The sequence below is a fragment of the Flavobacterium sp. WC2409 genome (assembly GCF_041200085.1).
Lineage (GTDB): Bacteria > Bacteroidota > Bacteroidia > Flavobacteriales > Flavobacteriaceae > Flavobacterium.
This window is the reverse complement of record NZ_CP165625.1, coordinates 687,529-710,986: the sequence shown is the minus strand read 5'-3', so window position 1 is coordinate 710,986 and position 23,458 is coordinate 687,529. Positions and strand designations below refer to the sequence as shown.

General features: G+C 33.9%; 17 protein-coding genes. 8 read left to right on the top strand and 9 right to left on the bottom strand.

Annotated features, from left to right (window positions below):
* Window positions 1–10: 10 nt before the first annotated feature.
* Window positions 11–3,202, bottom strand: coding sequence for a SusC/RagA family TonB-linked outer membrane protein (locus tag AB3G34_RS03180; RefSeq protein WP_369753438.1), 3,192 nt, complete (start codon window positions 3,200–3,202; stop codon window positions 11–13).
* A 389-nt stretch (window positions 3,203–3,591) separates the two neighbouring features.
* Window positions 3,592–4,470: a helix-turn-helix domain-containing protein gene (locus AB3G34_RS03175; protein ID WP_369753437.1), complete on the bottom strand. Its 879-nt coding sequence runs from the start codon at window positions 4,468–4,470 to the stop codon at window positions 3,592–3,594.
* Between the two features lie 275 nt (window positions 4,471–4,745).
* Between AB3G34_RS03175 and AB3G34_RS03170 the strand changes: the two genes are divergently transcribed.
* The 6 genes from AB3G34_RS03170 (at window position 4,746) to AB3G34_RS03145 (ending at window position 12,375) form a co-directional block, all read left to right on the top strand.
* Window positions 4,746–5,894, top strand: a complete 1,149-nt coding sequence (locus AB3G34_RS03170) for a glycoside hydrolase family 26 protein (RefSeq protein WP_369753436.1) — start codon at window positions 4,746–4,748, stop codon at window positions 5,892–5,894.
* Between the two features lie 29 nt (window positions 5,895–5,923).
* Window positions 5,924–7,315, top strand: coding sequence for an MFS transporter (locus tag AB3G34_RS03165; protein ID WP_369753435.1), 1,392 nt, complete (start codon window positions 5,924–5,926; stop codon window positions 7,313–7,315).
* Between the two features lie 24 nt (window positions 7,316–7,339).
* Entirely contained in the window at window positions 7,340–8,536 is a 1,197-nt protein-coding gene (locus AB3G34_RS03160; protein ID WP_369753434.1) for a glycosidase, read from the top strand.
* A 2-nt stretch (window positions 8,537–8,538) separates the two neighbouring features.
* Window positions 8,539–9,741 carry an AGE family epimerase/isomerase gene (locus tag AB3G34_RS03155; RefSeq protein WP_369753433.1) on the top strand — a complete coding sequence of 401 codons (1,203 nt, stop codon included), beginning with the start codon at window positions 8,539–8,541 and terminating at the stop codon, window positions 9,739–9,741.
* Entirely contained in the window at window positions 9,734–10,975 is a 1,242-nt protein-coding gene (locus tag AB3G34_RS03150; protein ID WP_369753432.1) for a glycoside hydrolase family 26 protein, read from the top strand. The genes AB3G34_RS03155 and AB3G34_RS03150 overlap by 8 nt, the downstream gene beginning before the upstream one ends.
* A 110-nt stretch (window positions 10,976–11,085) precedes the next feature.
* A complete protein-coding gene (locus AB3G34_RS03145) occupies window positions 11,086–12,375 on the top strand; it encodes a beta-mannanase (RefSeq protein WP_369753431.1) in 1,290 nt (429 codons plus the stop codon).
* 69 nt (window positions 12,376–12,444) lie between these two features.
* Here AB3G34_RS03145 and AB3G34_RS03140 read toward each other — a convergent pair whose 3' ends face one another.
* From AB3G34_RS03140 to AB3G34_RS03125, 4 genes are all read right to left on the bottom strand, one after another.
* On the bottom strand, window positions 12,445–13,401 hold the full coding sequence (locus tag AB3G34_RS03140) for an aldo/keto reductase (protein ID WP_369753430.1): 957 nt from the start codon (window positions 13,399–13,401) through the stop codon (window positions 12,445–12,447).
* Between the two features lie 126 nt (window positions 13,402–13,527).
* The gene (gene bglX / locus AB3G34_RS03135; RefSeq protein ID WP_369753429.1) at window positions 13,528–15,822 is read right to left on the bottom strand and encodes a beta-glucosidase BglX; all 2,295 of its coding nucleotides are present in this window, start codon (window positions 15,820–15,822) and stop codon (window positions 13,528–13,530) included.
* A 160-nt stretch (window positions 15,823–15,982) separates the two neighbouring features.
* Window positions 15,983–17,362, bottom strand: a complete 1,380-nt coding sequence (locus tag AB3G34_RS03130; RefSeq protein ID WP_369753428.1) for a sialate O-acetylesterase — start codon at window positions 17,360–17,362, stop codon at window positions 15,983–15,985.
* Complete coding sequence (locus AB3G34_RS03125; RefSeq protein ID WP_369753427.1) at window positions 17,352–18,446, bottom strand: GDSL-type esterase/lipase family protein; 1,095 nt, start codon at window positions 18,444–18,446, stop codon at window positions 17,352–17,354. Before AB3G34_RS03125 ends, AB3G34_RS03130 begins: the two co-directional genes overlap by 11 nt.
* Window positions 18,447–18,756: 310 nt before the next feature.
* Between AB3G34_RS03125 and AB3G34_RS03120 the strand changes: the two genes are divergently transcribed.
* Entirely contained in the window at window positions 18,757–19,209 is a 453-nt protein-coding gene (locus AB3G34_RS03120; protein ID WP_369753425.1) for a DUF3291 domain-containing protein, read from the top strand.
* A 51-nt stretch (window positions 19,210–19,260) separates the two neighbouring features.
* A complete protein-coding gene (locus tag AB3G34_RS03115; protein WP_369753424.1) occupies window positions 19,261–19,755 on the top strand; it encodes a nuclear transport factor 2 family protein in 495 nt (164 codons plus the stop codon).
* A 51-nt stretch (window positions 19,756–19,806) separates the two neighbouring features.
* On the opposite strand, the gene AB3G34_RS03110 is transcribed toward AB3G34_RS03115, so the two are convergent.
* From AB3G34_RS03110 to AB3G34_RS03100, 3 genes are all read right to left on the bottom strand, one after another.
* Window positions 19,807–21,348, bottom strand: coding sequence for an acyl-CoA carboxylase subunit beta (locus tag AB3G34_RS03110; protein ID WP_369753422.1), 1,542 nt, complete (start codon window positions 21,346–21,348; stop codon window positions 19,807–19,809).
* A gap of 51 nt (window positions 21,349–21,399) precedes the next feature.
* Window positions 21,400–22,839 carry an acetyl-CoA carboxylase biotin carboxylase subunit gene (gene accC / locus AB3G34_RS03105; protein ID WP_369753421.1) on the bottom strand — a complete coding sequence of 480 codons (1,440 nt, stop codon included), beginning with the start codon at window positions 22,837–22,839 and terminating at the stop codon, window positions 21,400–21,402.
* Window positions 22,840–22,939: 100 nt separating this feature from the next.
* Window positions 22,940–23,425, bottom strand: a complete 486-nt coding sequence (locus AB3G34_RS03100; protein ID WP_367768424.1) for an acetyl-CoA carboxylase biotin carboxyl carrier protein subunit — start codon at window positions 23,423–23,425, stop codon at window positions 22,940–22,942.
* Between the last annotated feature and the right edge of the window lie 33 nt (window positions 23,426–23,458).

Genomic DNA, 23,458 nt, shown 5'->3' with positions numbered 1-23,458 from the left:
TTATTATTTTTTAAAATTCAACATTTACTCCAACTGTGAATGTTCTTGGAGATGGGTACCTTCCATTATCAATACCTGACAAAAGAGGATTCTGATTAAAAGAACCAATCTCTGGATCGTAACCTGAATATTTTGTAAAAGTGTACAAGTTTTGTACAGAACCATAAAATCTTAATCTTGACATTTTTAATTTTGAAATAGCATCTTGAGGCAATGAATATCCAAAAGTTAGATTTTGAATTCTCATATAAGAACCATCTTCTAGATAACGACTTGAAATCACAAGATTCGTATTTGATGAATTTGCAATAGGTCTTGGAATATCCGTATTTGTATTTGTTGGAGTCCAATAATTTGCTGCCTCTACCAATTGATTTTCATATAATGAAGCATTAGTTGTACCTGCTCTTTTAGTTAAATTCAAGATATCATTACCATATGAACCTTGTAAGAAAACAGAAAGATCAAAATTTTTGTAATTAAAATTATTGGTAAATCCGAAAGTAAAATCTGGATGTGGACTACCTATTAACGTTTTGTCTAATGGATCAATTACGCCATCGCCGTTCACATCTTTGTATTTAACATCTCCTAAATACGTTTGTCCAGCACCAGTCCCAACAGTTTGACCAAATTGTAATGGCGCTGCATTTAGTGTTGTCATATCTTTAAAAATCCCCTCAGAAACATAGCCATAAAACATCCCTATTGGCTGTCCTACTACGGTATTTGTTGCCACGACTGGTTGGTATCCATTTGTATTTACTTGTTGTGTCAAAATAATACCATTTTGAATATCTACCAGTTTGTTTACATAATGAGAAAAAACTAATGAGGAACTCCAATTAAAACCACTTCCTTTTGTATTATAGCCTAAAGTAATATCATATCCTTTATTACTCATGGTTCCAAGATTAGAATAAGGAGCAGAAATCCCTCCGTATTGACCTCCCCCACCTGTCAAGTATATTGGCAATGGCACTTGAAACAAAAAGTCTTTTGAAATTTTTTCATAAAAATCAACACTTGCAGATAATCTTGAATTAAATAGTGTAAAATCAAGTCCTACATTTTTTTGATTAAGTGATTCCCAAGTTAAATCCGGATTTGGAGAGTTTGACACTAAAAACCCACTACCTAAACCAGAGCTTTGTTGTCCTAATAAAGCAGTGTACCTATTGTTTTCAATTTGTTGATTCCCCGTTTCACCATATCCTAATCTAAATTTAATATTATCGATATAGTCACGAGTACTTTCCATAAAAGCCTCGTTAGACAATTTCCAAGATCCAGAAACCGCTCTAAAAACGCCCCATTGTTTATCCCCATTTGCAGGGTCAAATTTTGAAGACTTATCAGCTCTTATTGAGGCATTTAAACTAAATCTATTATCAAAATCATAAATAACACGCCCAAAGAGGGAATATAACGATGCACTACCTTTGTAACCTGTTACTGTGTTATTATCAACATTGGCTAAATTTATAGTATGGTTTTCATTAGTCTGAAACCCTTCTGATGAAGTTACTAATCCTTCCCAATGACTATCATTTGCTTCTTGACCTACTAGAACAGTAAACTTATGTTTATTTATCTGTTTGTCATACGTCAACAAGTTTTTAATATTTGTTGAATACCAATTTTGTCTTCTCATGTTTAAATCTGCCAAAAGATTTACTTGAGATCCCCATTTATAAGAAGGTCTAAAATCATTGTTTTCAGAAAACTCGGTATTTGCCGAAACTTCAGCACGGTATTTCAAACCTTTAACAATGTCAATCTCGGCATAGATATTCCCCAAAAAGTTTTTTCTTACTAATGAATTCTCTCTTGTTAATGCTTCAGCAACAGGATTATAATAAGTAACACTTTGGTCTTTATTAGGAGGTCCCGCAAAAGTTCCATCAATATTCCTTACTGGTATATCAGGAGATTGTAGTAGTGTATTACTAATCAAACCTTGAAAACTTTGATTCACAGTAATTTTTTCATTCGTTATTCCAGAAGTCAAATTTGACCCCACTTTCAACCAGTCTTTAACTTTTGAATCTACATTTAACCTTACAGTGTATCTCTTATAACCCGAACCAATAATAGTCCCTTCTTGATCTAAATATCCTCCAGACAAATAATAACTTGTTCCTTCTTTGGCTCCAGAAAATGATAATTGATGGCTTTTAGCCAATGCTGTTCTATACACCTCATCTTGCCAATTTGTTCCTAATCCCAATAATTCAGGATGGGCAAACTCTGGTCTAACTTCGTATCCGTATAAATTTGCTAAATCTGTTTTGTTTTTTGCGAATTGTTGCAAATTCATTACATCAAGAGATTTAGAATTTGCTATAAAAGAAGAGTACGTATCATAAGTAATTTTACCTGCTCCTTTTTTACCCGATTTAGTAGTAATAATAATTACACCATTTGCTCCTCTTGAACCATAAATAGCTGTCGCAGAAGCGTCTTTTAAAATATCTATAGATTCAATATCATTTGGATTTATCATTGACAAAGGACTTACAGCGCTATTACCACCCCCACCAGTTGATGAAAAACCATCTTTTCCTGCTAGAGCTTGTCCACTTGTAGATTTGCCTGTAGCATCACCAGAAATAGGAATACCATCAATAATATATAAAGGTTCATTAGTCCCAGATATAGAAGTTGTTCCTCTGATCCTCACCGAAGCCGCTCCACCAGGAGATCCAGAGTTATTTGTTATAGAAACACCTGCAGCTTTACCTTGCAACATTTGATCAATGTTGACTTGCTTAATGTTCTCTAAATCCTTTGCTTTAACAGATGATATTGAACTATTGATATCTCCCCTTTTTTGAGTTCCATATCCAATAACTACAACTTCATTTAAAGCTTGTGAATCACTTAATAAAGTTACATTGATTTTTGACCTGCTTTTTACAGCAATTTTTTGAGTGTCAAATCCAATAAAGGAAAATGATAATGTCGCAGTTGATGGCGCATCAATTTCATATTTACCGTCAATATCTGTTGATACGACTTTACTAGACCCAACAATTGCAATATTAGCTCCTGGGATAGTAAGCCCATTCGCATCTTTTATCACTCCCGAAATTTTGGTTTGAGCAGTAACAAAAGTACTTGTTAGTAATAAAAATAACATCAAAGGAAACAGACGATGATTGATTTTCCAATGAATCAAATTAGACAATAATTTTTTCATAATAAATGTTTGGTTAGTTAAGAATACTAATTTCTAAAAGGGAAAAAATTAGAAATGAGAATACAGGTTAATTTTAATTATTTATAATTAACAAATCTATAACACAAGCAAACATCTTATTAATAGTATTATATCATTTAATGATAATATTTTTACTTTATACTCAATAACTATATGTATTTGAAAAAAAAACACATTTTTAATTACGTATTGTATAATTAATTGATAAAAAAAATACGATAAAATGAAATGAAATGGAGTAAAAAAAATAGCCTTTAATAATTAAAGGCTATATAAAATTGTCTCACAATAAAAAGAAGACTATACTGTTTTCGCAAAAAAGGCTTTAAAGTACAGTGAAAACAAATAGAATCAATTAAGAAAAAATGTTATAAAATTCTTTTTAACCCCGAAAAATCTTCTCTATACTGACTTGGAGTACATTTTTTAATAGTCTTAAAACTTCTATTAAAATTAGCAATATTATTAAACCCAGATTTGAATGCAACTTCAGATATACTCAGATCCTTTTCAACTAGCCATCTTGCAGCATACCCAATTCTAATATCATTTATATAATTGACAAAAGTTTTACCAGTTCTCTTTTTTATAAATCGATTAAATGAAATACTCGACATGCTCGCCACACTGGAAACCTCATCCAAAGTTATTTTTTCGGCAAAATTATTTTGCACATATTCATAAACCAATTTCATTTTATCATAATCTTCAAACGTATCATGATCAACAGTAAAAGTAGATAAAAGCCTCTGATTCCTAGAGTTAGCTAAGTCATATAAAATTGAAATGATCTCTAAAAAATAATCTATACCATCCAGTTTTGAGATTTTAACAAGACGAGAAGAAAGCTCTTCAGCAGTTTTTCTGGAAAATAAAATACCATGAATTGAGCGATTAAACATATCCTTAATAGGATTCATTATACGTCTAGACAACAAGGTGTCATCAAATAAATCATTATGAAACTGAATCGTAATTTCATGAATTTGATTGTTTTTACATCTATTAAGTTCCCATCCATGATATAAATTAGGTCCTATTAGTACCAGCTCAATATCTTCAATTTCTTCAATATTATCACCCACAACACGCTTCACTCCTTTACCATTTTGAATAAAATTGATCTCAAATTCAGGATGATAGTGAACTGGAAAGTCAAAATTATCTTTGACTCTGTCAAAAACCAAAAAACTGTCTCCCGAAGAAAGAGGGGGTATTTCTCTGTAAAAATTTTTCAGATTGCTCATATTAACTTTTTTATTTGCAATAATATGATATATAATTGATAAAATAATATTAATTAGAAGCGAGTCATCCAATTATCTTTGAAAAATACATTTATCATTATTTTAAAAACTACATTCATATTAAATACAAATCATTTTTATTATCCATTATTTTTATTGTTTTAATAATTTCATTCCTTAAATCGTTTGTTTTTTTTATTACATAAAAAACTATTTTAGCATCAAATTAAAAAAGTAGAGTACTAAAAAACATGCACTCAAATCAACTCCCAAAAATGAAAAAAAACACTATTGCACTATTCACTCTTTTTTGCCTTTTTATCTCTTGCGCCTCAAAAAAACAACCTAATGATACTAAATCATCTCTTTCTGATACAAAATCAACTATAGAAACTCAACAATTATACAATAATTTAAAAAAATCAATTGATATAGGAATCTTTTTTGGTCACCAAGATGATTTAGCCTACGGTGTAAATTGGAAATATGAAGCTGGAAGAAGTGATGTAAAAGAACTCACTGGAGACTATCCTGCGGTATATGGATGGGATCTTGCAGGACTAGAAAAAAAATCAAAAACAAATATAGACGGTGTACCATTTGATAAAATGAGACAGTACATCAAAGAATCACATAAAAGAGGAGGTATTACTACTCTTAGCTGGCATATTGATAATCCTTTAACAAATAAAAACGCTTGGGACATTACTCCAAATTCTCTAGTATCAGCGCTACCTGGTGGTGTCAATCATAAAAAATTCAAATCTTGGTTAGATGAAGGAATACGCTTTATTTTATCTATAAAAGATGAAAATGGAAAACCTATTCCTATGGTATACCGACCCTACCATGAACTTACAGGAAACTGGTTTTGGTGGTGCAAAAACAATGGAAGTCCAGAAGAGTTTAAAGCATTATGGAAATTTACTATTAATTATTTTCAGCAAAAAGGAGTACATAATTTAATATATGTTTACAATACTGCCGACTTTAATACCAAAGAAGAGTTTCTAGAATATTATCCTGGAAGTGATTATGCTGATATTTTAAGTTTTGATAAATACCAATACAGTGACCCTACGAAAGATAATTCTTTTATAGAAAATTGCCAAAGACAATTTAAAATCATGGATGAAGTAACCAAAGAACAAAATAAAATTATGGCTTTTGCCGAAACGGGTTATGAAGCTATTCCTTATGATAAATGGTGGACTGATACATTAATAAAAGCGATTGGTGATTATAAAATTTCCTATCTATTAGTATGGAGAAACCACGGATGGCAAGAGAAAGAACAAAAAATGCATTATTACGCACCCTATAAAGGGCAAATAAGCGAAAAAGACTTTATCAATTTTTATAAACTTGATAAAATTCTATTCGAAAAAGAAGCGAAAAAAGAAAACCTGTATAAAAATAATTAATTAACATTTAGACCTTTAAACAACCAAAAATGCATCATAAAATAAGTATAAAAGAAAAAGTTGGTTACGGCTTAGGAGATGCTGCCTCCTCCATGTTTTGGAAAATATTCAGCATGTATCTTATGTTTTTTTACACCGATGTTTTCGGTCTAGCTCCAGCCATAGTTGGAACTATGTTCTTAATAACTAGAATCTGGGATTCTTGTTTTGATCCCATTGTAGGAATAATTGCTGATCGTACTAAAACACGTTGGGGTAAGTTTAGACCTTATTTATTATGGACTGCAATTCCATTTGCCGTAATAGGTATCTTAACATTTTATACTCCTGATTTTGATGAAAAAGGCAAAATAATCTATGCTTACATTACTTATTCTTTAATGATGATGGTGTATTCCATAATCAATGTTCCTTACGCTTCACTACTTGGAGTAATGTCATCGGATAGAAAAGAACGCACAACCCTATCTTCTTATCGTATGGTTTTTGCATTTGCTGGAAGCTTATTGGCACTTTGGTTAATAGAACCTTTGGTAAATCATTTTGGAGGAAATATGAATTCAAAAACGGGTTGGTTATATACCATCATCGTATTTGGAATTATCACGACCCTCTTTTTTTGGGGCTGTTTTTTTCTAACCAAAGAGCGCGTTAAACCCATTTCTGATGAAAAAACAAATTTAAAAGAAGACCTTAAAGATCTATGGGAAAACAAACCATGGTGGATTTTACTTGGTGCGGGAATTGGTGCATTAGTATTCAATTCAATCCGAGATGGTGCAGCCGTTTATTACTTTAAATATTACGTAAGCAATACAGTAAACTACAGTTTTAATGTATTTGGAGAGACTTTTGCAATGACACCAACCTCATTATACTTAGTTCTAGGACAAGCTGCGAATATTATTGGAGTAATTGCCGCCACTCCTATTGCAAACAAAATTGGTAAAAAAAACACCTTTTTTGGAGCAATGACCTTAGCCGCAATTTTAAGCGTTGTTTTCTATTTTTTTGGAAAAGAAGATGTTTTACTAATTATGGTTTTCCAAATATTAATAAGTATTTGTGCGGGTTGCATCTTTCCTTTAATCTGGTCGATGTATGCTGACAGTGCTGATTACTCTGAATGGAAACAAGGTCGTAGAGCAACAGGATTAGTATTCTCTGCTTCTTCTATGTCACAAAAATTTGGTTGGACCATTGGTGGAGCAGCAACAGGATGGCTTCTTGCATTTTATGGTTTTCAGGCGAATATTGAACAAACAGCTGTAACACAAAACGGAATCCAACTTATGTTGAGTATTCTTCCTGCTGCTGCTGCAGTTATCTCTGTGATTTTTATTTTATTCTACCCACTTACAGAAAACAAATTACAACTAATCGAACAAGACCTTACTGAAAAAAGAAATTTAACTAATTAATACTTGATTTTAGAACTTTCAAACATGAATACAAAAACAATAGAAACCGATTTCCAAAAAAGAAAAATTGAAATTAAAAATGAATTTCAACAATTGATAGAACAAAAAAATGAGCCACAATCAAACGTTAGTAATGGTATATTTATACGTTATAAAAACCCTATTTTAACAGCCAAACATGCTCCTATTGAATGGAGATATGATTTGGACGAGAATACAAACCCATCGTTAATGCAACGAATTGGCGTTAATGCCACTCTGAATTCTGGTGCGATGAAATGGAATAATAAATATATTCTTGCTGTTCGTGTAGAAGGTTTTGATCGTAAATCATTTATTGCTATTGCTGAAAGTCCAAATGGTGTTGATAATTTTGAGTTTTGGGACAAACCGTGTGTGCTCCCTCAAATTGAAGGGAATCCTGATACGAATGTGTATGACATGCGTTTGGTAAATCATCAAGATGGTTGGATTTACGGCATCTTTTGTACAGAAAGAAAAGATCCAAATGCTCCAAAAGGAGATACTAGTTCTGCTATTGCAAATGCAGGAATCGTACGAACCAAAGATTTAATAACTTGGGAACGTTTGCCAGATTTAATTTCGAATACAGGTCAACAAAGAAATGTAGTATTTCATCCTGAATTTGTAAACGGAAAATATGCAGTTTATACGCGTCCACAAGACGGATTTATTGACATAGGAAATGGTGGTGGTGTAGGATTAGGTTATATCGATGATATGACAAATCCAATAGTACAAGACGAAACCATCATCTACGGTAAACAATATCATACGGTTTACGAACTTAAAAACGGTTTAGGTCCAGCACCAATTAAAACAGCAAAGGGATGGTTGCACCTAGCTCATGGTGTTAGAAATACAGCTGCAGGATTACGTTATACACTGTACATGTTTATGACAGCTTTAGATGATATTTCAAAAGTAACCCACAAACCTGCAGGACATTTTATGGGGCCAGAAGGAATTGAAAGAGTTGGTGATGTTTCGAATGTGTTATTTTCTAATGGTTGGATTAAAGATGAAGACGGAACTGTTTTTATCTATTATGCATCATCTGACACTAGAATGCACGTTGCAGTTTCATCTGTAGAAAAATTAATTGACTATGTAATAAACACTCCTGAAGATACTTTTACATCTGCAGGTTCTGTAAATACAATCATTGAACAAGTAAATAAAAACAAAGCAATTTTATAAACGTGCCTTTACAATTAAAACAATTACAATCTGAACTTACAACTGAACTTGATGGTATTCTTGAATACTGGTCTAAATTCACTATTGATACCATAAATGGTGGCTTCATTGGGCAAATAGATCATAATGACATTGCACATCATCAGTCAGAAAAAGGTTCTGTTTTAAATGCTCGAATCTTATGGACTTTTTCATCAGCTTATAAACTTACTAATGAGGAAGAACATAAAAAAATTGCAAAAAGAGCTTTTGATTATATTATAAGCCATTTTTATGATACCGAATTTGGTGGAATTTTTTGGAGTCTCCATAACGACGGAACTCCAAAAGACACCAAAAATCAAATTTATGCTATTGCTTTTGTGATTTATGGCATGGCTGAATATTATGCCATTTCCAAAGAGGAAAAAGCACTTGAAGTAGCTATAAATTTGTATAAAAAAATTCAAGAGCACAGTTACGATCCAATAAAAAAAGGGTATCTAGAAGCTTTTACACGCCATTGGCAAAACATTGACGATTTCCGCTTGAGTGATAAAGACGCTAACGAAAAGAAAACAATGAATACGCATTTGCATATTGTGGAAGCATATGCCAATTTGTATACCGTTTGGAAAGAGGAAACCTTACTTAATGACATTGTTGAATTACTCGAGGTAATTGATGCTCATTTTATTAATGAAGAAACAGGTCATTTAAAACTATTTTTTGATGAAAACTGGATCGAAAACCCAGATGTAATATCCTATGGACACGACATAGAAGCTGCATGGCTTTTATTACAATGTGCAGAAATTTCTGGAAATGAAAAATTAATAGCACGTTATAAAAAACATGCTATCCAACTTACAGATGTTACCTATGAAGGAATTGACATAGATGGTGGTTTGTGGTATGAATTAGACCCGAACAACAATGAATTAATTGCCGAAAAACATTGGTGGCCACAAGCAGAATTGATGATTGGTTTTTTTAATTCATTTCAATTAACTGGTGATAAAGCCTATCTTGATGTAGTCCTAAAAAATTGGGAATTTACAAAGAAATACATTCTTGACAGCAAAAATGGAGAATGGTATTGGGGCGTAAATGCTGATTATTCTTTAATAGAAAAAGACAAAGCAGGTTTTTGGAAATGCCCTTATCACAATGGTCGTGCTTGCATTGAAATAATTAACCGAATTAAAACTATCAAAAATGAATAAATCTCTTGTGTTTTTTATAATTGTATGTGTTAATCTTTTGATTTGTAGTTGTTCTACAAGTCCTGATACTCCAGATCCCGTTGTAACTCCACCACCTACTGTGCCTCCTACACAAACTGATGTTTTAACAACCACCAATGTAAAAACATATATGGTAGATGCTAATGCTACTGCAGAAACAGTTGCTTTGTTCTATAATTTAAAGAAACTGGCCAAAACTAAATTTGCCATTGGTCAACAAGATGCTTTTAATGCTTTTTACAATAATGGTTCATCAGCTCTATCTGATATAAAAAAAACTACTGGAAATGATCCAGCACTTCTAGGTTCTGACTTTATGTTTATTACAGATAAAAACAATAATGGACAAGTTGACAATTGGTTTTACCAACAAGAAAAAAAGATAACTGATGATGCCAAACAAGCTTATAGCAAAGGAATGGTAAATGTTTTTTGCTGGCATTTAAGAGAACCTAACAAAGAAGATAGTTTTTATGCCAATGACATGACAGCTGATGAAAAAGCTACAGCTTTCAAAAGCATTTTGCCTGGAGGTACTAAACACGATTGGTATAAAGCAAAACTAGATAAAATTGCATCGGTGATTTCTAATCTTAAAGGAAGTAATGGAGAATTAATTCCTGTTATTTTCAGACCTTTTCATGAATTTGACGGAAACTGGTTCTGGTGGGGAGCAAATTATTGTTCTCCTGAAGAATATAAAACAGCGTTTCAATTTACAGTTGATTATCTGAAAAATACTAAAGGAGTTCATAATATTTTATATGCCTTTTCACCTGATAACTCTTATTCTACTTCCACAAATTATTTGAGTCGTTATCCAGGTGATACTTATGTTGATATTCTAGGAATGGATAACTATGGTGATTTTAATAATCAAGGTCAAGCTGGTTCGGACAGAGCGAATACAAAAATTAAAATGGTTTCTGATTTAGCAATAACCAAAGTAAAAATAGCAGCTATGACGGAGACTGGATATCAGGTTACAAGCTCAAACACGGCAATTTCTGGATGGTTTTCTACTTATTTATACAATGCATTGACTGCAAATAGTGCTGAAATTAGTTTTGTCATGTTTTGGAACAATACCTCAAATGGTTATTATGTTCCTACTCCTGAAGCTTCAAATGCTGCAGATTTCACCAGTTTTACAACAAAACCAAAGTCGGCATTGGTGAATTCATTACCTAAAATGTATGTGTTACCCAATTAAGAATGTAAACATAAAGCCTAGCCCTGATAGTAGTGAAAATCCTTTTATTTTTTTCTTTAAAAAATAAAAGATTGAAACGGATAGCAGGATAAAGCTCCTAAATAAAAATCATGAAAAAAGTACTATTTCCTATTTTGTTTATTCTTTGTTTTTTTACCTCAACAAAAAATACCGCACAAAACCAACCTAGAATTACCGTAAAAGGAACACAATTTTTTAAAGGTGATAAACCGTATTCTTATGTAGGAACAAACTATTGGTATGGTTCCCTACTGGCTTCAAAATCAGTTGGATATAGAGATCGTTTGGGTCGTGAATTGGATTTAATGAAGAAAAACGGAATCGACAACTTAAGAATATTGGTTGGTGCCGAAGGTGGAACCTATGATTATACCGTAAAACCTGCTTTGCAATACGAACAAGGAAAATACAATGAAGACTTACTTGACGGACTAGATTATTTAATGGCCGAAATGGGAAAACGCAATATGTATGCGGTACTTTACCTGACTAATAACTGGGAATGGTCTGGCGGTATGTCACAATATTTAGAGTGGAACGGTCATGGAGCGATTCCTATCCCGAATATTGCACCAAATACTTGGCCGCAATTCATGAGTTATACCGAGCAATTCCATAGCTGTGAACCTTGTATGAAAGCTTTAGAGGACCATGTGAAATTTATTATTGGAAGGACAAATACTTACACTCATAAAAAATATACCGAAGACAATACCATTATGGCTTGGCAAGTTGGGAATGAACCACGCACGTTTACAGCTGAAAATGAAAAAAAATTCACTTTATGGTTAAACAATATTGTTAATTTAATAGATAGTTTAGACAAGAACCATTTAGTTTCTACGGGTTCTGAAGGAAAAAACAGTTCTAATGATAGTATGGAAACATTTCAAAGAACGCATGAGAATCCAAATATTGACTATTTGACTATGCATATTTGGCCAAAAAACTGGGGTTGGTTTAAAGCAGAAGATGCCGAAAACACGATTCAACCTACTTTAGAAAAAGCCTGTGCTTATATTGATGCGCATGTTGCTGTGGCTAATAATCTAAAAAAACCAATAATCATTGAAGAATTTGGTTTACCAAGAGCAAATGAAAGTTTAGTTGCAGGTTCGTCTGTTGCAAATAGAGATATTTTTTACAACTATATTTTTAGCCGAATTGTAGAAAGTAAAAAGAATAACGGTCCTTTACAAGCAGCCAATTTTTGGGGTTTTGGGGGAGAAGGGAAAGCCGTAACCAAAGATGGAAAATGGAACGCTGGTGATCCTTTAACAACTGATCCACCACAAGAACCGCAAGGATTAAATTCAGTTTTCTCTAGTGACAAATCAACATTGAAAATAGTAAAAAAATACAATTGCAAATTGAAATAATTACAAAATTGAAATAAACAAAAAAGGGACAGTTCATAAAAACTGTCCCTTTTTTTATTTTTATAAAGATTATTTTAAAATCCCTTCAATTGCTTTCAACTCCTCTTGCGTAAAGTCAAGATTTTGTAAACTATCAATATTATTGTTCAACTGCCCTACTGAACTTGCTCCAATTAATACAGAAGTGATTCGGTTATCCTTTAACAACCAAGCCAAAGCCATTTGTGCCAAAGATTGATTTCTATTTTTTGCGATTTCATTCAAAGCTACTATTTTAACGACCTTCTCGTCAGAAACTTCTTCTGATTGCAAATGTCCATTAGGATTAAAAGCCCTTGAATTTTCAGGAATCCCTTTTAGGTATTTATCCGTTAAAAGTCCTTGTGCCAAAGGTGAAAAAGCGATACAACCTACTCCTTTATCTTCTAAAACATCCAGTAACCCTTCCCCACAGGTGCGCACAAACATCGAATATTTTTCTTGGTGAATTAAGCAAGGTGTTCCTAATTGTTTCAAAATTTCAGTTGCTTGTTTAGTTTGCTCCGCTGGATAATTAGAAATTCCTGCATACAAAGCTTTACCGCTTCGTACTGCATAATCTAATGCCATCATAGTCTCTTCAAGTGGTGTATTTGGATCAAAACGATGTGAATAAAAGATATCTACATAATCGAGGTTCATTCGCTTTAAACTTTGATTCAGACTCGATATTAAGTATTTTCTTGATCCCCATTCTCCATAAGGACCTTCCCACATTTTGTATCCTGCCTTTGTAGCAATCACCATTTCGTCACGCAAATTTCCTTGGAAATTATTCTTTAAAATTCTACCAAAATTAGTTTCTGCAGAACCCGGTATTGGTCCGTAATTGTTGGCTAAATCAAAATGAGTTATTCCTTTATCAAAAGCTTCTTTGACAATATTTTCTCCGTTTTCAAAAACATCTACTGAACCGAAGTTATGCCATAATCCTAAAGAAATTTGTGGCAGTAATAAACCACTTTTTCCACATCTATTGTATTCCATTGTATTAATTTAAAGATTTGATTTTCAATTTTATAATTCGTAAAATTCGCATTCATATGTTTATAATACAAATAAACCCGACCTGTTTTTTAAGCTGTCGGGTTTATTAATAGTATTTTAAAAGTTTTATTTTATTTCAAAAGCACTTTCCAACCCTTTGTCTGAGCTTCCTCCTACCATGATTTTAAAAGTTCCTGGTTCTACCAGATAATTACCATCATTATCAAAGAAACCCAATTCTTTATCAGTCAATGGTAAGGTTACCGTTTTAGTTTCCCCTTTTTTCAAGTCCACTAATTCAAATCCTTTCAATTCTTTTACCGGTCTCGCTAAACTAGCAACATCATCATGAATGTATAATTGCACGACTTCTTTACCATCATAATCCCCTGTATTAGTAACATCTACAGATACTTTTACTTCTTCTCCTAAAGCAATAGCAGTTTTATCTAATTTTAAGTTTTTATACTCAAAAGTAGTATAACTTAATCCGAAACCAAAAGGGAACTGTGGCGTTTTCTCTACATCAGTATAATGAGACCAAAAAACATTTCCTTCTCCATTAGTAGGTCTTCCTGTACTGTAATTGTTATAATAAATAGGACATTGCCCTACGTTTCTTGGAAACGACATCGGTAATTTACCACTTGGGTTATAATCTCCGTACAAAACTTGGGCTACAGCATTACCTGTCTGTGTTCCTAGATGCCAAGCTTCTACAATAGATGGAATATGTGCTGCAGCCCAAGGCAAAGCTAAAGGTCTACCATTATTTAAAACCAAAACAATATTAGGATTTACTTTATATATTTCCTCTAATAATTCTTGTTGTAAACCTGGTAAATCAAGATTCGTTCTACTGCGTCCTTCCCCCGATTGAAAACCATGTTCTCCCAACACCATTACTACCACATCGGCAGTAGCTGCTGCTTTTTTGGCCGCATCAAATCCACTTTTATCAGTTGTATTAAAAACCACCTCTTCTACAAATGCTGTTTTACCAATAGTTAAATCGGCGCCTTTTTCAAAAGTCAACTGATTTCCTTTGTATTGTTGCATTCCTTCTAGAACAGAAACCGCGGTATTATCATCTGAAGCAATTCTCCAACTTCCCAACGGGCTGTTTTTGTCATTAGCCAATGCACCAATCAAAGCAATTTTTTGTCCTGATTTTTTTAGCGGGAGCAAATTAGACTCATTCTTCAACAACACAATTGATTTTTTGGCCATGTCCAAAACTCCGTCATTATTGGCTTTATTTCCAATAGTTGCTTTTTCTCGTTTCTCGTCACAATATTTATACGGATCATCAAATAATCCCAATTCAAATTTCACTCTTAAAATTCGGCGTACCGCATCATCAACTAATGTTTCTTTAACTTTTCCTTCTTGAACTAATTTTGCCAATTCAGCCACATACATATACGATTCCATATCCATATCTGAACCTGCTGTTACTGCTTTTTGTGTTGCATCTGCACCATCTTTTGCATAACCATGAATTATCATTTCCTTAACTGAAGCCCAGTCTGAAACCACAAAACCGTCAAAATTCCATTTCCCTTTCAGGATGTCTCTTTGCAAAAAACTGTTTCCCGTTGCAGGAATTCCATTCAGGATATTAAAGGAGTTCATAAACGTACGAACTCCCGCTTCTGTAGCCGCATGAAACGGAGGCAAAACTTCATTATACAATCTTGAATTACTAATATCTACTGTATTGTATTCCTTCCCTGCTTCGGCAAAACCATAAGCCGCAAAATGCTTGGCACAAGCCGCAATTGTGTTTACTCTTAACAAATCAGCTCTAGTATCGCCTTGAAAACCGGTAACTCTAGCAATCGCTATTTTACTTCCTAAATAGGCATCTTCACCCGCTCCTTCCATTACGCGCCCCCAACGCGCATCATGAGATACATCTACATTTGGTCCAAAAGTCCAGTTGATTCCCACTGCCGATGCTTCGGCTGCAGCCACCTGAGCCGATTTTTTTATCGCTTCCATATCCCAACTCGCTGCTTCAGCAAGCGGAATTGGACTCAAGGTTTTATACCCGTGAATTACATCAAAGCCTATGATTAACGGAATCCCTAAACGCGTTTCTTCCACAGCAATTTTTTGCACTGCTTTTACTTCCTTCACTCCACGAACGGATAACATAGATCCAACTAACCCAGCGCGCAAATGCTTGTATTTTAGTTCTGCATTCCCTCCTGTTGGAGCCGGTCCTGTTACTTCCCAAAAACCGTTGTATTGATTCATTTGCCCTACTTTTTCCTCCAGTGTCATTTGTTTCATTAACAAATTAATACGTTCCTCAGTAGGTTTTGTATTATCTAAATAAGATTTTTTCTGTGCATTCATAGTTCCAATAGTAATCAGGGCAAAAATCCCCGTTGTAATTATTCTTTTAGTATTCATAGTTTGTTTTGGTTTTCTTTTTTGGGCGTGACCCTTCGTAAAAACTTCGGGTCGGGCTATTCGGCTTTATCTCTCCGCTGCGCTACGAGGATATCACCTACTATCCCTCACGCAGCATCTGCGTAATTAAGCTGCGTTTTTTTGTCAATAATCACTTCCATTATTCACTCAAAAATGACGAAGCAGGCAAATTGGCTTTATTAAATAAGTTCGATTGTGCAATATTTGTCCATGCAAAACGAACTTTTACAGGATGCGGTACTTTATTTGATTTTAGAATAACCGTATTGTTTTTTATGCTAGCCTCTGCAGTATAAAACACATTATCCGCACCTGCAATCTCAAATTGATTTGATTTTTTATTTGTAAAATGCAATCCTTCAGCATAATCAAAAGCAACAATAACTTTATTCTTTTCTATTTTAATGTCTTTATATAGTGGTCCGTTTACCAAATCCGTATTGGTTTTATAGGTTTTCACTAAGGCTAAATTCGCCAATCGAGTTCCTACCGATTTCTTGTCTTTTGGGTGTATGTCTTCAACTGTTGAAATATCTGTTGTTAATACCATCCCTACATTCGGAACTTCTTGCAACACTTTGCGCTGCGCATTTCTAATTTCAACTCCGCCAAAATGATCTTCTCCGTATTGATAAGGTGCAATTTGAACATAATAAAAAGGAAACTCGTAATTCCATAACTTTCTCCAAGAAGTAATCAAAGCCGAAAAGGTTTTGTCATAAACCGATGAACCGACATTTGATTCTCCTTGATACCAAATCACACCTGCAATTTTGAATCCAGCCAAAGGATAAATCATAGCATTAAAAGCGCGTCCCGGTTGGTTTGGCCCATAGGTTTCTTCTTTTCTAGTTTTAGCACTTTCTAGTAAAACGGCATCTTTTTGAATGACTTCTTCCGGTGTCCAAATCTCCGCTGGCGTACCTCCCCAGTTAGACGAAATCAAACCTATTGGCACATTTTTTAAATCTTCTTGTAAGCGTTTGGCAAAGAAATAACCTGTAGCGCTAAAATTTTTCATGGTCTCTGGTGTACATTCCGTCCAGTTACCAGACACATTATTTTGTGGTGTAGTAGCTGTCAATTTAGGTATCGAAAAAAATCGAATATTGGGATTCATTGCCTTTTTTACTGCTTCATCACCATTCTCAATTCCCCAAGCTGCTGACATCTCCATATTGGATTGTCCAGAGCAAATCCAAACTTCGCCTATCAAAATATTCTTCAATACAATCTCATTGTATCCTTTTATGGAAATAGTATAAGGTCCACCTTCTTTTGGAGTAGGTATTTTAATCTCCCATTTTGCTTGATTTGAAGCTTTAACTTTATACACCTCATTATTCCAACTTGGACTGATAACTACTTCTTCCTGTGGATTCGCCCAACCCCAAATGGCAACTTCGGTATTGCGTTGCAACACCATATTATCCGAAAACAAATTGGGTAGCGTCACATTTGCAAAAGCAGGAGAAGAAAGCGTTAGAAAAAGTATAAAAGCAATTACATTATTTTTCATCTAGTATTTTTTTTAAAAATGGAGTCAATTGGCTTGCCATGATTTTGTCATCGGCAATATCAGGATGTGAACCACAACCGTTTGGTTGCATCGATTGAAATTCAAATAAAGCAATGGTTTTATGTTCTGCATCATTTTCAAAAGCTTGAATTACTTTTTTCAAACAACGTACTAATACTACATTTCTATCTCCAGAAACCATAGGGCTGTTCAACAATACAATTCTAGTATTAGGTGTATGTTGATATACCGTTTTGATAAAAGCGATATAATTTGAAACGTATTTATCTTCACTAAATGGTAACCTTTCTTTTTTACCATCACCATCTGAGAGGTCATTTGTTCCCAAACAAATACTCACTAAATCAGGCTGGAAAGCAAAATCATAAGGCTTTGAAGTATTGGTATCCAAATTCAAATTTTCATATACATCAGGAATATTAGGCTCCTCTTTATGATCGTCATTCCAGTTGCGATACATCCCAAACCCAGAAACAGAACTCAATACATAATCTAAATTTAAACTACGAGCAACTATAGCTCCGTAGGCCCAATATCCATTATGTTGATCAAACCAACCTCCCGTCCCACAAGGAATTTCGGCCGTGTCGTTTCCAAATCCAGAGGTAATAGAATCACCTATATATTCAATTTTATTTCGGTTTGGCGTGGTGCTTTTTATCAATTTTGCAGTAGTTCCTATGAACATAACCCCACCTGTTGAAGCTTCGGTTGCTTTATAAATGGCAAGGTGGTGTGTTTTTTTATTGGTAGTAACTTTTACAGGAAATGTCTGAGCTATCCCTTTTTCGATTCGAATTCGGCCTATATAATTCCCATCCAATTCTAAGGCAATAAAACTATGTTGGTCTGTTACATTTTGTAAAAATATTTTACACGTCTTTCCAATAAAATCAAAGGAAACAGATGAAGCTGCACTAATCAAGATTACTTTATTATTGTCTTGTAATTCGACTCTCCCTGAATAGTGATAAAAACTAGATTTTTCTTTGACATTCTGAGCCATAGAAAAAATAGAAACTGATAAGAATAAAATTAAAAATCTATATTTTTTCAAAATCATAATTTATGGGTTAAATAAAAACATATGTCACAAACTTATCTATTTTGTCTATTTATTAAAGATACTAAAATGTCAAATAGCAATGTAAAAATATCATTATGTAGTTTCTACACAAAGACTCCTTCTTTGTCACTCCTTTTTGGTAAAAAAAACGCGTAATTAATTTTAAAGTTATCGATTTTCTTATTAAAATAATAAAAATACAAATAGTTATATATCTAAATCATTAGATAAAATTCAAAAATAAATGCATAATTTAGTCTCCAATCAATCACATTATCAACAAAAAAAATAACGAAAAAATAATTCTATGGCAGAATACCAAATTGCAGAGATTAATATTGCAAAAATGAAGGGAGTTGCAATTAATGACCCAATAATGAAAGAGTTTGTCGATAATTTAGATTCCGTTAATGAACTGGCTGAAAGCAGTGCCGGATTTGTTTGGAGACTAAAAGATGATACAAATAATGCGACTTCATTGAACCCGTATAATGACGAACAAATTATTGTAAATGTTTCCGTTTGGGAAAACGTGGAATCATTGGAAAATTTCGTTTATAAAACTTTCCATACTGAGTTTTTGAAAAGAAGAAAAGAATGGTTTCAAACTTTTGGCAAAGTATATACTGCAATGTGGTGGATCAAAAAAGGGGAATTCCCAACGCTATATAATGCAAAAGAAAAATTAGATTATTTGCAGGAAAATGGAGCTTCGGAAATTGTTTTTGATTTTAGAAAAAAATTTCCAAAACCTATTTAAGTTGTATTTAAAAAGCCTTATTTATTCACTTACAAATATTTAAAATAAATTATGAAAAACTATAGCCTACCCTGTTTTTTAATTTTCTTATTTGCAATTACAACAGCTGTATGTTCTGCTCAAAAGTACACTACTAAAGAACCAGCATACCAATACATTCCAGACAATCTAGAACTCTACAATACCATAGTTGCCATGGATAGTACATTTTTCCAAGCGTACAATACCTGTGATCTAGATAAGCAGGCAGCAATATACGCGGACAATATTGAGTTTTACCATGACAAAGGGGGATTAAGCACTGTTAAACAAGAACTAATTGATGGTACTAAAAAAAATATTTGCGGTAAAGTAACGCGGGAATTAGTAAAAGGAAGCATTGAGGTTTATCCCATCAAAGATTTTGGAGCAATAGAAATGGGACTGCATAAATTTCATAATAATAGGGAGAAAGAAGGAACGCCATCACATGCGAGTAAATTTATCATTTTTTGGAAAAATGATAATAATGTATGGACTATAACAAAAGTGGTTAGTTTACATTAAACAAAAAACCATTCGCCGTGGCGAATGGTTTTTTCTATTCTTATCATTCTTTTACAAAGGAATATTCCCGTGTTTTCTATCGGGAGTTACGCTTACTTTATTTTCGAGCATACTAAACGCTTTTATCAATTTTCGTCTAGTATCTTGCGGTAGGATTACCTCATCTACAAAACCACGTTGTGCTGCTGTATATGGATTGGCAAACAAATCAGCATACTCCGCTTCTTTTTCCAACAATTTAGCTTCATGGTCTTTGGCATCGTGAATTTCTTTCTTGAAGATAATTTCCGAGGCTCCTTTTGCCCCCATAACCGCAATTTCAGCAGTAGGCCAAGCAAAATTCATGTCGGCACCAATGTGTTTGGAATTCATCACATCATAAGCTCCACCATAGGCTTTACGCGTAATCACAGTAACTCTAGGCACCGTCGCTTCGCTTAAAGCATATAATAATTTGGCTCCATGAACTATAATTCCATTCCACTCTTGATCTGTTCCTGGTAAAAATCCTGGTACATCTACCAAAACCAATAACGGAATATTAAATGCATCGCAAAAACGGGTAAATCGAGCCGCTTTTTTTGAACTATTCACATCCAGACAACCTGCTAAAACCATCGGTTGATTAGCTATAATTCCAATGCTTTTACCTCCTAGTCGAGCGAAACCCACCAAGATATTTTCGGCATAATTTTTATGAATTTCATAAAATGAATCTTCGTCGATTATTCCACCAATCACCTCGTGCATATCGTACGGTTTATTGGGATTTTCGGGAATAATAGTTGCTAATTTAGTACGAACCTCATCATTCAATTCATAAGGTAAATTATGTGCTTTTTCTTTATTGCTTTGTGGCAAATAACTCAACAAACGTTTCAAATCTTCTAGGCATTCGACATCATTTGTAGAAGTGATGTGCGCCACACCCGATTTAGTTGAATGCGAACTCGCACCTCCTAATTCTTCCGATGTTACCGTTTCATTAGTTACCGTTTTTACCACATTAGGACCTGTTACAAACATATAACTGGTGTCTTCGACCATCATCGTAAAATCCGTCATTGCTGGCGAATATACCGCTCCACCAGCACAGGGTCCCATGATAGCCGAAATTTGTGGAATAACACCCGAAGCTTGCACATTTCTATAAAAAATATCAGCATAACCTCCTAGAGAACGAACCCCTTCTTGAATACGAGCTCCACCGGAATCATTCAATCCAATCATAGGCGCACCCATTTTGACTGCCATGTCCATAACTTTACAAATTTTCTCGGCATGTGTTTCGGATAACGAACCTCCAAAAACGGTGAAATCTTGTGCAAAAATATAAACCAATCGTCCATTTATTGTTCCGTACCCGGTGATGACACCATCCCCGTAATACATTTCCTTTTCCATTCCAAAATCGGTAGTTCGGTGCGTTACCAACATTCCAATTTCTTCAAATGAACCTTCGTCCATTAAATAATTAACACGCTCTCTTGCCGTTAATTTTTTATTCGAATGTTGTTTTGCTATCCTCTTTGTGCCTCCGCCCAAATGAGCTTGAGCAATTTTATCGTTTAATGTATTTATTTTGTCTTGCATACTGTTTTTTTTACCGCTAATTCGCAAATTTTATTTATAACTCTTTAAAAATCAATTTGGTAATCTTACGATTTTTTGATCTTCAAAATAGTGTTTTAATGCTACCATTGCAGCGATTTCAGCTTCTTGAACTATTTGGTTTTTCAACAAATCCGCATTGTAATATTTTTTCACAAAATGGGTGTCAAAATTTCCAGAACGAAATGCCTCATGATCAAATACAAATTTTCCAAAAGGCAATGTTGTTTCTACTCCTTCTACTTGATAACCATCTATGGCTTCTAGCATAATTTGAATGGCTTCCTCACGTGTTTCTCCATAGGTAATCAACTTTGCTAGCATTGGATCATAATAAATAGGAATATCCATTCCTTGCTCAAAACCATTATCTACACGAATTCCTTTGCCAACAGGCAATTGGTAAACATCCAAATGACCTACACTAGGTAGAAAATCATTCATAGGATCTTCGGCATAGACACGCAATTCCATCGCATGTCCTTTTATTTTCAGGTCTTCTTGTTTGATTGATAATTCTTCTCCTCTAGCGACTCTAATTTGTAGTTCGACTAAATCAGTTCCAGTGATTAATTCCGTAACGGGGTGCTCTACTTGCAAACGAGTATTCATCTCCAAGAAGTAAAAATTATTATTTTCGTCCAATAAAAACTCCACCGTTCCTGCTCCAAGATAATCACAAGATTTAGCTACTAAAACGGCAGCTTCACCCATCTCTTTTCGCAATTCTGGTGTTAAAACAGAGGAAGGTGCTTCTTCGATAACTTTTTGGTGCCGTCTTTGTATACTACATTCTCTTTCGAATAAATACAAAATATTTCCATGACTGTCAGCCATTATTTGGATTTCGATATGCCTTGGCGAACCCACATATTTTTCTATAAAAACAGCACCATCCCCAAAAGCAGAAATCGCTTCGCTAATTGCACGATCCATTTGAGATTCAAATTCGGCTTCGTTTTCTACTACACGCATTCCTTTACCTCCACCACCTGCTGACGCTTTTATTAGAATTGGAAAACCTATTTCTTTAGCTACAACTTTGGCTTTTTCCACATCGGTAATGGCTTTATCATAACCAGGAACCATTGGAATATTGTATTTTTTAACAGCCTCTTTGGCTGCTAGCTTACTTCCCATGATATGAATTGCTTTCGACTTGGGACCAATAAAGATGATATTGTTTTTTTCGGCCTCTTCGGCAAAATCAGCATTTTCACTCAAGAATCCATACCCTGGGTGTATAGCGTCCACGTTTAAAGATTTGGCCACTTCGATGATTTTACTTCCTAACAAATAGGATTCACTAGAAGGAGCTCCTCCAATACAAACCGCTTCATCAGCAAATTTTACATGTGGTGCATTTCTATCTACAGTTGAATATACTGCAACTGTTTTAATCCCCATTTTACGGGCGGTTTTCATTACTCTAATAGCAATTTCCCCTCTATTGGCAACTAATATTTTTTTCATATTTTTTTTAGATAAAAGACGAAAGACCGCTACGCTGCTAGATTCAATATAAATCCTCTCTAACTATTTTCTTGCCTCTTTCTTCTTGTTTCTTACAACTTTATTCAAATTCAATTAACAACTGCCCTTTATCAACAGCATCTCCTAACACAACCGAAATTGTTTTTATAACACCATCACGAGGAGACAGGAAACTATTTTCCATTTTCATAGCACCCAAAATGATTAAATTATCATTTTCAAGTACCGCTTGTCCAACCACTACACTGATTTCTAGAATTAGTCCAGGCATAGGTGCTTTGATGAAATTGACTTGTTTAGTGAGTCCAACTTCAAATCCCATATCTTTAATCAAAACATCCAACGGATTAGAGATTGCCACAACATAAGAGTTGTTATTGACCTTTACAGTATACGTTTTTTGAAGAAAGTCAGAACTTACAATTTCTGCTTTATAAGGGTTGTTTTTATGTAAAATATGGACAGAATTGGAATCCAAATTTACAGCATCGAGTTTTGAAACTTCTTCTTTATTAATATCAAATGAAAAAGAATCATTTACTTTTACTTTATAACTATCACTCATTAGTATTATTTTTATGGTGGTAAAAATAAGTAA